General features: G+C 66.4%; 8 protein-coding genes. 3 read left to right on the forward strand and 5 right to left on the reverse strand.

Annotated features, from left to right (window positions below; translation table 11 throughout):
* Positions 1–57: 57 nt before the first annotated feature.
* Entirely contained in the window at positions 58–1,710 is a 1,653-nt protein-coding gene (locus AMYHA_RS08940) for a ferritin family protein (RefSeq protein ID WP_157361970.1), read from the reverse strand.
* Positions 1,711–1,921: 211 nt separating this feature from the next.
* Positions 1,922–2,218: a hypothetical protein gene (locus AMYHA_RS08945; protein ID WP_330759637.1), complete on the reverse strand. Its 297-nt coding sequence runs from the start codon at positions 2,216–2,218 to the stop codon at positions 1,922–1,924.
* 318 nt (positions 2,219–2,536) lie between these two features.
* On the opposite strand from AMYHA_RS08945, the gene AMYHA_RS08950 reads away from it, so the two are divergent.
* Positions 2,537–3,166, forward strand: coding sequence for a hypothetical protein (locus AMYHA_RS08950; protein WP_034269919.1), 630 nt, complete (start codon positions 2,537–2,539; stop codon positions 3,164–3,166).
* A gap of 159 nt (positions 3,167–3,325) precedes the next feature.
* Here the strand turns inward: AMYHA_RS08950 and AMYHA_RS08955 are convergent, their stop codons facing one another.
* Positions 3,326–4,885 (reverse strand): serine/threonine-protein kinase, encoded by a 1,560-nt coding sequence (locus tag AMYHA_RS08955; protein WP_034269921.1) that lies wholly within the window; start codon positions 4,883–4,885, stop codon positions 3,326–3,328.
* Positions 4,886–5,069: 184 nt separating this feature from the next.
* On the reverse strand, positions 5,070–8,147 hold the full coding sequence (locus AMYHA_RS08960) for a M14 family metallopeptidase (RefSeq protein ID WP_051399699.1): 3,078 nt from the start codon (positions 8,145–8,147) through the stop codon (positions 5,070–5,072).
* Positions 8,148–8,536: 389 nt separating this feature from the next.
* Here AMYHA_RS08960 and AMYHA_RS08965 point away from each other — a divergent pair, with 389 nt between their 5' ends.
* Entirely contained in the window at positions 8,537–10,207 is a 1,671-nt protein-coding gene (locus AMYHA_RS08965) for a choice-of-anchor B family protein (protein WP_034276470.1), read from the forward strand.
* A 235-nt stretch (positions 10,208–10,442) separates the two neighbouring features.
* Complete coding sequence (locus AMYHA_RS08970; protein ID WP_034269926.1) at positions 10,443–11,846, forward strand: amidase; 1,404 nt, start codon at positions 10,443–10,445, stop codon at positions 11,844–11,846.
* Here the strand turns inward: AMYHA_RS08970 and AMYHA_RS08975 are convergent, their stop codons facing one another.
* Complete coding sequence (locus AMYHA_RS08975; protein WP_034269929.1) at positions 11,847–12,824, reverse strand: pirin family protein; 978 nt, start codon at positions 12,822–12,824, stop codon at positions 11,847–11,849.
* Positions 12,825–12,959: the final 135 nt, after the last annotated feature.

Genomic DNA, 12,959 nt, shown 5'->3' on the forward strand with positions numbered 1-12,959 from the left:
GGATCGGGGCCCTCCCCGGGGTCGTGGTGATTACTCGACTCGACTGCTCAGGGCAGCTCAGGACACTGAGCCTGCCGGCCGGCCAGCCGGACCCTGCCGGTTGTAGTCGGCCTGGAACGCGGCCCTTTCCTCGTCGGTCATCTCGTTGAGCACGACGTTCGGGCTCTGCAACGGCGGGCACCTGCGCAGGTGGTCCAGCGTCCACATCTTCTTCGGATCGAGGTCCAGATGCGGCTGGGCGACCAGCGTCTTGCCGTCGTCGCGGACGAAGCCCATGTCGGAGACGATGTCGGCCCAGTTCCAGCCGTGGTACAGCGTCTCCCACTCGCGGGACCCGATGAGCTGACCCATGTTCGGCGTCGAGCGGCCCTGGTAGGTGGGCCGGAACGCCTCGGCGTCGGTCCAGCGGCAGGCCTCGTGGCAGTAGGTCCGCCATTGACCGTCGACCTTGTCGACCACCATGTCCTCACGCACGAGGCACGGCACCATGCAGGTCCAGCACCGGTGCGGGTAGACGTAGTCGACGTCCTCGAGGGCGATCGGGTTGTGTCCATTCGGGACGGACAAGCGGTTGTAGTTCTCCCACCACTTGCCGTACTTGTTGTACCAGCCTGGGTACTTGTGCTCGAACCACTCGAAGTCCTCGTCGGTCATCGGGTCGATGCGCCAGTAGTTGGCCAGCCACCCTGTCGCGAAGAACTGCGCCACCTCGTGCACGTAGCCCTTGTGCCAGATCTGGTTCCAGGACTCCTCGATGAGGTCGTGCGGGATTTCGAGGCCGTACTTCTCGAGTGGGACGAGGTAGCTGCGGTAGTAGTCGTCGTAGATCCACCGCCGCCACATCTCCGCGTAGCTCTCGCGGTCCTTGCGCCGGTCCTTGGTGCCGTACTCGATGAACGTGCCGATCGCGGCGTCGACAACCCGGTGGTTGTTCCACCACGCGTACCGCAGGTCCCTGGCGAGTAGCTGGTGGTTGCTCTCGTCCGAGAGCGCCATCAGCAGGGTGGCGTAGCCGTTGCTGATGTGACGCGACTCGTCCGACTGCACCGAGTGGAACACCGTGGGCAGCAGGTAGTCACCGTTGGCCGCCGCCTCGGCGGGCATCGCCACGAACAGCGTGTTGGTGAACGCTGTCTCGGCGACGATCGTCAGGTAGATGCTCGCGGCGGTGATGGCGTCACCGGTGATGAAGCCTTCCGCGAACTGCCTGCCGATGGTGCCGCAGTAGTCGTTCTGGAAGTTGCGCAGGCTCGAGTTGAACCCGGCGGGGTCGATGTAGTTCTGCATGTACAGGCGCTTGAGGTTCTGCTGGATCGTCGAGTGCCTGACCTCGTCGATCATCTGGATCGCCTGGCCGTTGTGCAACTCGGGGTTGGGCACCGTGCGGAACAGCAACGGCATCGCGCGGGCGGCCGAGATCTCCGGCAGCGGGATGATCGACAGGAACAGCTTCTGCCATTCCAGCCACCGCTCCTGCACCTGCCGGAACATGTTGCCGCGAATCGCGCCGTCCTCCGCGCCGTAGACGCGGTGGTCCTTCTCCTCCTGCATCGGGAAGTAGGACCGCAGGACCTGCTTGAGTGGGTCCTTCTTCTTAGCCTTGCGGAACGTGTAGTCGGTTCCGTAGTGCGATACCGGCTCGTGATACGCCGGTTCCCAGGAGAGTTCCTGGATCTTCTGGTGGGCCTTCGCCACGCTCTGGCGGCTCATGATCACTCCTTACCCGTCGCTCTTGCCGACGGCGACTGCATCGCCTCCACCGCGTTCTTGGCTGCCCTCCGGCCGGCTTTCGCGTGCCTTCGGAGCCTCGGGTGCGGTGGGGACGAGCGCCGGTTAGGTGGCATGCGTCCTGTAGTTGTCGATTAGAGGGCCGGGTGCCTGTGATGTGGGTCTCAATATGAGACGACCTGCGACGGTTCCGTCACCGTTCGTCCATCAGCACCGCTCTGAGCTGGGCAAGTTCTTCATGGACGTCGTGCTGAATCCGGGCGTCGCCTTCCGCCGTCGGCGTGACACCGAGGGCGTGCAACAACTTGGCGGCGTGCTCGCCGGGGTCGCCGTTATCGCCGAACGTGGGATGCAGTCCTTGCTCGACGAGGTGGCCGAAGACGACGTTGACGATCGTCCACTGGCTGTAGGTCTCGTCGCTGTGCGCCGGGGCAGTGCGTGCTGCTTGATCTCGGGTCGCCGTTGAGTCACGGGGTGTGTCGTCGCGCATCGGATACCTTCCGCCGAAGCGGCCCCGCTGGCCGGAATGCCCATGCGCACGCCCAACGGCGGCCGCGCAGTGTGCTGGAGCATCCATAACACCTCGGTCGCGGCGGCGTGGACGTCTCAATCTGAGACATCCGCGGCTGGCCCGTGGGCTTAGCGTGTGTCGTCTGGCTCCGGTGGCGCCGATCGATGCTGGCCCGCGTTTCGTTCGGCGTCATCGGGGTCGGCAGGCGTGCGCCGGTGGAGACCGGGGCCCACGCGCTACCGGGCGGCCGCCGCCGACCCGGGCACCGCCGAACTGAGCAGAAGGGCTGACCGCGACATGACGAGCGCGACGGACACCCCCATCGCCGTCCGGCGACTGAACACTCAGACCGCCCAAACACTTACCGACCTCGCTTCGATCTTCAACGAATTACAGACGGTGCTGCGCTGCTGCGAACGCCTTGTCACGGAGCTGGCCGCGCCGCGTGGCACGGTCGATGATCTCGTCGTCGAGGGGCTGTGGACAACGGCGCTGCTGTCGTACTCGCGGTGTTTCACCAGTGGTGACCGAGGACAGTGCCTCACCGAGTCCGATGTCGCGGAGACGGAGTTGCAGGGTGAGGTGCTGGAGTGGCACAAGTCGCTGCGGAAGATACGCAAGCATTGCGCCGATCCGGTGCACAACCCGCGTGAGCGGTTCGACATCGGCGTTGCCCAGGACGACGACGGCAGGCCGATGGGCATCGCGATCACGTCAACGCCGCAGCCCGCGCTGGACGATCGCACGGTGCGCCAGACCGGCGCGATCGCCTACGCGCTCAGTCAGCTTGTCGATAAGCGGATCACCGAGCATCAGGAGAAGGTGTACGCCGCGGCGCAGCAGATGCCCACGTCGGAGCTGAACAAGCTCGCGCGCATCGAGGTCGCGGTGCCGGAACAGGAGCCGGAGCAAGGGGATTCGGAGTAGGGGCGTCGGAGTAGGAGGCGCGGAGCGACCGAAGTCGATCAACTTGCCCTGGGCTGTGACAACGTTACGATCGCTTTGCCCGATTCTGTTGGTACTAGCGCAGGGGAAGCTGATCAACAGTGAGCGCGGCGTGACGACATAGCCCGCGTCGCCGCGACCCTAGTCGTCCTCGCCCTTCTCCTTGCCGTCGCCCTTGCCCTTGTGCGCTTCCCAGCCTTCTGGCTTCTCCTTCTCTTTGCTCTTGTCGTCCTTGTCGTCCTCAGGCGGTTCCGGGGCGGGGATGCGTTCGCGGTGCAGCAGCGCGACGGACGTGATCAGCGGCCTCGGCGTGTCAGTCGTGAACTCGAGCTGGCGGAATTCGCGGACTCGCGAGCCGTTGGATTGGTGCAGCTCGACTCCGATGTGGACGTTGTTGCTGCCGGTGTTCCGTGGCTGCGAGAACACCACGACCTGGCGGATCGACTGCCACCGCGCGAGGTATTCGCCCCTGTCGCTTGAGCGCATCGCGGGCGCGAGCCGCTGCCACGCCTGTTCCGCCTGGCCGGGCAGCAGGCGGTAGTACTCCAGTGCGGCGCGCTTGAAGTCGGCGGGTTGCAGGGTCTGCGTTGGCGTCGACGTCTCGCTCTCGGGCGCGGGTTGCGCGACCGGCGGCGACTCCGCGCTGAGCAGCGACACCAGCAGCACGATCACCGCGAGTGCGGCGACGGCGACGCCTGCCGCCAGGTAGCGCGCCCGATAGTTGGTGCCGACCTGCTGCTGGACTGGCGGGCCGGGGTGCTGCATCGGGTGCGCGTCGAGCAGAGTGCCTGCCGGGCCGTTGGCTCCGGGGGCCGGCATCGTGGCGGACTCGGGTGTGGCCCACGGGGCAGCCGCGGCCTCGACGAACGGCGGCAGCGGCGCGCCCGTCGTCGAGGCCCGCAACGCGTCGGTGACCTGTCCCGCGTCGAGGCGCTGTGCGGGATCGGCGTTGAGCATCGCGGCCAGCACCGGGGTGAGCCCAGCAGCGTGGTGCGGCTGGCGCACCTGGCCCGCCGCGATGACGTGCAGCAACGCGAGCGGGTTCGCTGCGTCGTCGCCGAACGGCGGGCTGCCCTCGAGTGCCGCGTAGAGCGTCGAGCCGAAGGAGTAGATGTCGGACGCTGGCGTTGGCCGGTGGCCGAGCGCGATCTCGGGCGCGAGGTACGCGGGCGTGCCCGCGAACATCCCGGTCTGCGTCAGCGCGACGTCTCCCGCGGCGTGTGAGATGCCGAAGTCGGTGAGCTTCGCGGTGCCGTCGTCGGTGATGAGGATGTTGGCTGGCTTGACGTCGCGGTGCACGATCCCGGCCGCGTGCGCGGCGGACAGCGCCGACGCGACCTGTGCGCCCACGTGCGCGACGTCATCCGGCGACAGACGGCCGTACTCGGCGATGATGTCGGCGAGACTGCGCGACGGCAGATACTCCATGATCAGCACCGGCAGACCGTTGTCGATCTCGACGTCGTGGACGGCTACCGCGTTCGGGTGGTGCAGGCGCGCGGCGATCCTGCCCTCCCGCATGGCGCGCTGCCGTGCCTGCTCGGCGTGCTGCGGATCGACGTTCAGCTGCGACAACTGCTTGAGTGCGACTGTGCGGTGAAGTCGCTGGTCAACGGCCTGCCACACAACGCCCATCGCGCCACGACCGAGCATCGCCCGCAGCCGGTAGCGACCGGCGATCAGATCGTCGACCTCACTCACGGTGCGGCCCTCCGGGACTGCTGTTCACCCAGTCAGGTTAGCCGTCGCGCATCGACGGCTGTCGACCACCGTTCTGAGTCGAGTGATGCGTACACGCGAGGCCGCGAGGTCAGGGTGACCCCAACCTCGCGGCCTGCGGTGTCGGACCCGGCGTCCGGCGCCGTTGCCGAACGCTGTGCCAGGGTTACCGGAGCAGGTACTCCATCGCCCTGCCCATCACGGCCTCACGGCTCGCGGCGTCCGAGATCCCTTCGAGCCCGAATCCCATGTAGAGCGTGTCGTCAGTGGCGACGACCGCGCCCTCCGGGAACCCACCGGCGGTGGTGCGCTCGAAGTTGTTCGGGTTCGGCGAGCTGCCCTCGGGCGGCCCGGTCACCTCCCAGCCGTCCATACCGGACTCGAAGCTGGTGCTGCCCTCGCCAGTCGAGACCTCGATGTCGTCGAGGAACACGCCGAGGCCTTGCACTGCCCAGTCGCTGGCATAGGCGATGGAGACCTCGACCTGCTCGCCCGCGTAGTCGGACAGGTCAACCTTCCACTGCTGCCAGCCGCCGGAGCCGCCGGACGTCGCGTGCCACTCGCCGGTGGTGCCGGTCGCCTCGCACGAGCCATCCGCGTTGAGCGTCTGGTAGTGCTCCAGCTGCGGGTGTAGGTCGTTCCAGCCCGCCGAGCAGCTGTCACCGGTGTCGGTGGAGGTGTGCCCGTTCAAGTCGGGCAGCGTCGTCCAGTCGTCTTGGCCCGCCGTACGCGCTTCGACGAACATGTGGTCCCAGTGTGCCTCCGTGTTGTATGAGGTCCAGAACGACATTTCCGCGCCGTCCGCGGGCACCGTGATCGTGCGGGTCAGCCGCTTGTACGCGACATTGCCGATCTGCGAGTACACGTAGTGCTCGCCGGTATGCGGGTCGAACGGACCGCCAGGACGGTCGTACTTCGCCGCCGCCCAACTGTCGAACTGCGGGAACTCACCCTCCGGCAGCAACCCGCTCGTGGTGATGAACGACGACGCGGTGTCTTGGTTGTCCGCGCTGTCCCCGCCGTTGAGGGAGAGTGCCATCCCGTCGAGCGGGGTGTCGCTACCCGTGACGCCGTAGGGCTCGCCGGTTTCCGGGTTGATTCCGGCGCCGAGGTTGGCGATGCCTGCCCCGAACCAGTACTCGATGACGTCGTTCATGCCGTTGCCCGAGCCGGGTAGCGAGCGGCAGCGCGACTGCACGGCCGGATCCGCGCGGCATTCGGCGTTCTCGAACGGATCGTAGAGCTGCGAACCGACGTTGGTGGTGTATTGCTGACCAGCCCACTTACCGGTGTAGAGCACGCGGCCACCTTCGTTGATGTAGTCGCGCACCTCGAACAGTTCCGTCATAGCCAGGCTGGACGCGTTGCCTGGTGCCCAGCCCTTCTCCCTGGTGACGATGTCATCGCCGGTGTACCAGACAACGGCGTCGTAGTGGGCCAGCACGCCGAGTGAGTCCGGCGCGGTGCGGCCCTTCGCGTCCACGTCGTAGACGTCGTACGACAGGCCGTTGGCCTCCAGCGCGTCGGTGTAGTACCCGAGGTACTGCGGACCGCCGTCCGGCAGGTTCGGTGACGTGCCGGTGTAGTCCTCAGCCGCCATCACCAGGACGTCGGCCTCGTTCTCGGACACCGCGTCGTAGCTGAACGACTCGCTGGATTGGCCGCCGCCTTCGAACCACACCTCGACGGTGTCACCGGGATCAGTGCCGGTGACCTGGCCGCTGACCACGTGGTAGTACTCGTCGTTGCCGACGCCATAGGTTTCGCCGGACGTCCACTCGCTCGTCGGCGCCGTCTGGACGCCGCCGCCGTTGACGCGGTACTTCAGCGTCACTGGGCCGAGGCTGCGCTTGGCCAGCACCCGGACCTCCTGCGGATCGCCGTAGGACTCGCTGAACCGGAAGTCGAACATCGACGTCGCGCTGTTCTCCGGGTCGATGTCGGCCTGGCTGAGGTAGAACGGCTCCGCCTCGATGCCGACCGGCGACTCCGGATTCTCCGGGTTGGTCGCCGAGCGTGCGAGCCCGAGCGAGAACGGCAGTGTCTTCTCGAACTCCGCCTGGATCAGCTCCTCGTCGTCAGGGAAGACGAAGCCGCTGCCCGGCGTGCCTTCGCCGAGCTCAGGCGTGAACGCGATGGTGCCGTTCGCGGAGTCGGCGTAGTCGGTCGTCTCACCGTTGGTGACGTACAGCTCGTCGGAGCTGATACCAGGGTCGAAGCCCTCGATCGCGGGCTTCTCGTCGGTGCCAGCCAGCGCCACGTAGAGCGGGTTGTCCGCGTCAGGCGTGCCGATCTGCCAGCCCTGCGGGTAGAGGATCCACTCGCCGTAGGAGTGCCAGTTGGATTGGAGCTTCGGCTTGATCCGGTCGAGCAGCCCCTGCATCGCCTGGGTTTCCGGCTCGGACGCCGGGGAGGGACCACGGTAGGTCTGGCTCGCGATCTGCGAGGACGAGCCCTCTTCGTCGTAGGAGAAGTGCTCGTCGAAGTTGCGGTTCGGGTCGACGCCGTCGGCGTTGGTGATCTGGCCGTCGCCGTCGTTGTCTCGCAGGTTCTTCCGCCACAACCGCTCGTGGTCGAAGGTGTACTGGTAGCCGTCCGGGTTCGCGACCAGCACGAACCACAGCTCGGTACGCTTCAGCATCTTGCGGACGTCGCGATTGTTGGCACGCCACTGGTCGATGAACCAGTGCAGCGTGCGCCGGTTGACCTCGGTGCTGATCCACTCGCGCGCGTGCTGCGTCGACGAGTACAGCACAGCGGGCCGCGCGCCATCCGGGATACCGCGCGCGCCCTGTGTCACCTTGAGCCCGATGATCTCCCGCCCCTGGTGGCTGTGGCCGAGCACCTCGAGCTTGGTCAGGTGCGGGTTGCGCCGCGCGATGTCGTACAGCTCGTCGCGGATGCCGCCCCGCTCGTCCCACGAGCGCCAGACGTCGTAGCCATTCTCCGCCTGTGCCGTCGCGAGCTGCTTGGACGTCTTGCCGTTCTTGTTGCGTTTGACTTTGAGATCGACGCCGCGCTCGGCCAACTGCTCACGCTGGCTGTCGTCGAGGACGATGTCGAGTTCCAGTTTGGACCCGCGCTGGCGGGTCTCCACGATGTCATGCCCCTGTCGCGCCAGCTCGTCGGCGCGCTTGGCGGCCACCGTCGCGGTGTAGACCTCAAGGTCACCGTTCGGTGGTTCCGCTTGCGCCGGCGAACCGACGGCCCCTGCGGTGATGAGCAGGGATGCCGCGATTGTCACCAACAATTTTCTCACTGCAGTGCCCCTCAACCTTCTGGGTGATCGAGACCGCAGGGAAGCGTACGCCCGTTGTGTGACAGCTCACAGATTCGAGATTTTTTCGTTATTTGGTTAATTCGTAACCAGCGGAAATAGGTCGAGAGTGCTATGTCGACTGGGCTACGACGAAAGTATGGAGCGTGTCCAGCACGATCTCTAATGGTGGCACGAATCGCTGCGCCCTTCGTTGTGTTCTGTTCTCTTAATCCATAAAGGCGGTTCTATATGCGCTCTTTTCACGCTTATGCTCGCTCGCGCTTTTCGCACTGTCGTGTGAATAGGCGAGTTGAGCATCGTAGTCATTCTCGTCGTGCCGAAATCGGCGTGGCGAAACCGAAGGGAGCGTGTTCGTGCGAGTGGTCGCGAGAATTGCCGGACTGGCGTTAGCCGGTGCGGTGGCGCTGTCGGTGGGTGCGCCCGCCGCGCAAGCGCATGATCCGGAAACCGAGGAGGGGGCTGCCGCGATCGCGGCGTTCATGGCTGATCATGAACCCGCGGAGCGGATGGCAGCGATTACCGGTGCTGAGGTGCCGTGTGAGAACGGCATGGCGGGTGACTATCCGTGTAAGAATGTCGATCTGCAAAGCGTGTTGCCGCTGTCGGACATCGGCGGTGGGAATGGCAGCGATATTTGGGGCTGGACCGACGCTAGCACCGGCAAGGAATACGCGTTGATGACGCGGTCGAATGGCACCGCGTTCGTCGACGTCACCACGCCGACCTCGCCGGTCTATCTTGGCAACCTGCCGTCGCACGGCGGGGAGAGCAGTTCGTGGCGGGACGTGAAGGTCTACAAGAACCATGCGTTCGTGGTCGCCGACGCCATCAGCGGCCACGGAATGCAGGTCTTCGATCTGACCCGGCTGCGGAACGTCACGTCGCCACAGACCTTCACCGAAGACGCCCACTACAACGACTTCGGCCCCGCGCACAACATCGTCATCAACACCGACAGCGGCTACGCCTACGCGGTCGGTTCTGACACGTGTAATGCCGGTCCGCACATCGTCGACATCTCGACGCCCAAGTCTCCGGTCGCGGCCGGCTGTGTGGGCGGTGACGGTTACACCCACGACGCGCAGTGCGTGAACTACGCGGGCCCGGACGCCGACTACGCGGGCCGTGAGATCTGCATGAACTCCAACGAGGACACGCTCACGATCGAGGACGTGACCGACAAGGCCAATCCGGTCCAGGTGTCCCGCACCGGCTACAGCGGTGCCAACTACACCCACCAGGGCTGGTTCACCGAGGATCAGCAGTACTTCGTGCTCGACGACGAACTGGACGAGTCCAACAACCTGTTCGACAAGAAGACGAAGACGTACATCTTCGATGTGTCCGATCTGGACAACCCAGAGCATATCGGGACGCACAAGTCATCGGTGACCGCGATCGATCACAACCAGTACGTCAAGGGCGACCACGTCTACCAAGCCAACTACCAGGCCGGACTCCGCATCCTCGACGTGACCGGTGTGGGCAGCGGCACGTTGTCCGAGGTGGCCTACTTCGACATCTACCCAAGCGGCAACGCCGCGGAGTTCAACGGTGCCTGGAGCGTGTATCCGTACTTCGACAGTGGCACCGTGATCATCAGCGGCATCGAGCAGGGCCTCGTCGTCGTCAAGCCGGACCTGAGCGGGGGCACTGACCCGGATCCCGACCCGGAGCAGTGCTCGGGCAGCAACGACACCAACGTCAGCATCCCGGACGCGGGCAGCGCGGTGACGAGCGCGATCGAGATCAGTGGCTGCGGTCGTGCGGCGTCGTCCTCGGCCAGTATCTCGGTGGACATCGAGCACACCTACCGGGGTGACCTGGTGATCGACCTGATCGCACCGGACGGCAGCGACATCCGGCTGAAGTCGTCCAGTTGGTTCGACTCGCAGGACGACGTGCACGAGACGTACACCAAGGACCTGTCGGCGTATGACGCCGATGGCACCTGGAAGCTGCGGGTGCGTGACGTCTACGGCGGCGACACCGGCCATATCGACCACTGGTCGCTCGACCTCTAATCGGCACTGACTAGCACGCGGCTGCCCGGTGTGTCTGTGTGGGCGCACCGGGCAGCCGTGGTGTCGGGGCACCGGCACGCGGGACTCGCGGCCCGGATCTCGGGACTCGCGAGCAACAATGTGCAACTCGCGCCGAATAGGGTGTAACTCGCGCGGGATATGGTGGGACTCGCGTGGCGGCTACTGGCGCGTAACCTGCTGTCTAGTACAGCGGACGAGCAGGAGGAGCCAGGCGATGACCGAGACCAGGGTGCACGCATTCACCGACGACGCGCTCGGCGAGGACGACGCCGTCGCGATCTCGGCGCGCATCGCATCGGGCGAGGTCAGTCCACGCGAGGTCGTCGAGGCCGCGGTCGCGAGAACCCAGCGGGTGGACGAGGTGCTCAACGCCGTCACCTACCCGGCCTACGAGTGGGCGCGCAACGCCGCACCCGCATCGGGACCACTGTCCGGCGTGCCGACGTTCCTCAAAGACAACACCGACGTCGCGGGCATGCCCACCGGGTTCGGCACCGCCGCGTTCCGCGCGCGGCCCGCGACGAAGAACGGTCCGTTCACCGCGCAGTTCCTGGGTACCGGCCTGACGGTGCTCGGCAAGAGCAGGCTGCCGGAGTTCGGCTTCAACGCGTCGACCGAGTTCGCGGAGGGCGATCCCACTCGCAACCCGTGGCACACCGAATACTCCTCGGGTGCGTCGTCCGGCGGGGCGGCGGCGCTGGTGGCCTCCGGCGCGGTGCCGATCGCGCACGCCAATGACGGCGGCGGATCCATTCGTATCCCGGCCGCCTGTTGTGGACTGGTGGGGCTCAAGCCGTCGCGCGGGCGGTTCATCGACGGCGACCAGGCCCGCACGATGCCGATCAACCTGATCGGCGAAGGCGTTGTCACCCGCTCGGTGCGGGACACGGCGGCCTTCTTCGCGGCGGCCGAAAAGTATCGGCCAGCACCGAATCTGCCGCCGGTGGGCGACGTCGAAGGCCCGTCGGGGCGCACCCTTCGGGTCGGGCTGCTGCTGGAGTCGGTGTCCGGCGCGACGACGTGCCCGGAGACTCGTGCCGCCGTGGAGGACACCGCCGCGATGCTGGAGAAGCTCGGTCACCATGTCGAGCCGATTCCGCTGCCGGTCGATGCCGGGTTCGTCCGCGACTTCACCCGTTACTGGGGCATGCTGTCGTTCCTGGTCGGGCGGTTCGGCCGGTTCGTCATCGACCGTGACTTCGACGCGAGCAAGATGGACAACCTCAGCCGGGGGCTGCACGACCTCTACCAACGCGAGCTGCATCGCACGCCGACGACGCTGTACCGGCTCAGCCGGGTGCGACGCGCCTACGCCGCGGCGTTCGCGCGGCACGACCTGATCCTGTCGCCGGTGCTGGCTCACGTGACGCCGAAACTCGGCCACCTCAGCCCGACGTTGCCGTTCGATGAGCTGCTGGAGCGGCTGCAGCAGTACGTGGCGTTCACGCCGCTGAACAATGTCTCCGGTGGACCCGCGATCTCGCTGCCGATGGGCGCCGCGGGGGAGGGGCTGCCGATCGGGGTGCAGTTCTCCGCGGCCGTCGGTGATGAGCGCAGCCTGCTGGACGTCGCGTACGCGCTGGAGCAGGAGCGGCCGTTCCGGCGGATCCAGGACTGACTACGAACCCGGCCGGGATGGGCTCGCGTGCTCGGCGGGGACCGTGCCCATCCTGCCAGCCTGGAAGTCCTGGATGGCCTGCATGATCTCGTGCTCGTCGTTCATCACGAACGGGCCGTACTGCACCGTGCGCTCGTTGATCGGCTGCCCACCGAGCAGCAGGACCTCCCACACGCCGGTGCGGTTGTCCTGGCGGTCATCCGCGATCAGCGTGATCGCCTCGCCATTGCCGAGTACGGCGAGCTGGCCCTCGCGCAGCGGCCGGCCTTCGTGACCGACGCGGCCGGAACCGGACAGCACGTACACCATCGCCGTGAAGTCCGGCGGCCACGGCGTGCTCAGCCGTGCGCCAGGGTTGAGCGAGGCGTGCGCGTACGTGATCGGAGTATGCGTCCAGCCCGGCCCGGAGTGACCGTCAAGCTCACCCGCGATCAGTCGGACGAGCGAGCCGCCGTCGTCTGAGGCCAGCAGGGTCAGCTCGCTGCCACGCAGGTCTTGGTAGCGCGGGTCGACCCATTTCTTGCTGCGCGGCAGGTTCACCCACAGCTGTACGCCGTGGAACCAGCCGCCGTTGATCACCAGCTCCTCGCTGGGCAACTCGTCGTGGAGCACACCGCTGCCTGCCGTCATCCACTGCGTGTCGCCCTCGGCGATGGTGCCGCCACCGCCGTGTGAGTCGTGGTGCACGAACACGCCGTCGAGCAGGTACGTGACCGTCTCGAAGCCCCGGTGCGGGTGCCACGGCGCGCCCTTGGCCTCGTGCGGTTCGTACGCCACCTCGCCGAGGTGGTCCAGCAGGATGAACGGGTCAGCACCGCGCAGGTCCGCGCTCGGGAACGGCCTGCGCACCTCGAACCCCGCACCCTCCATCTGCTTGTGTGCGGTCACGACGGTGCGCGGAGCACGATCGGTCGCGTCCAGCCCGGGACGCGTGATGCGCGGAAGGACAACGGGATTGGCCACGGTCACCGCTGGCATGGCTGCCTCCTGACGACGAAACGAAACGATGTCCATGCAAACGCATGGAGAGGCACGGTATTCCCGCGCCCCTCCATGCGTTTTCCGGGCCGAGGGCGACCCTGGTCACAGTGCCGGTCGTCAGATTTGACCGTC

Origin of the sequence: Haloechinothrix halophila YIM 93223, from assembly GCF_000504245.1 — a bacterium.
Classification (GTDB): Bacteria; Actinomycetota; Actinomycetes; order Mycobacteriales; family Pseudonocardiaceae; genus Haloechinothrix_A; species Haloechinothrix_A halophila.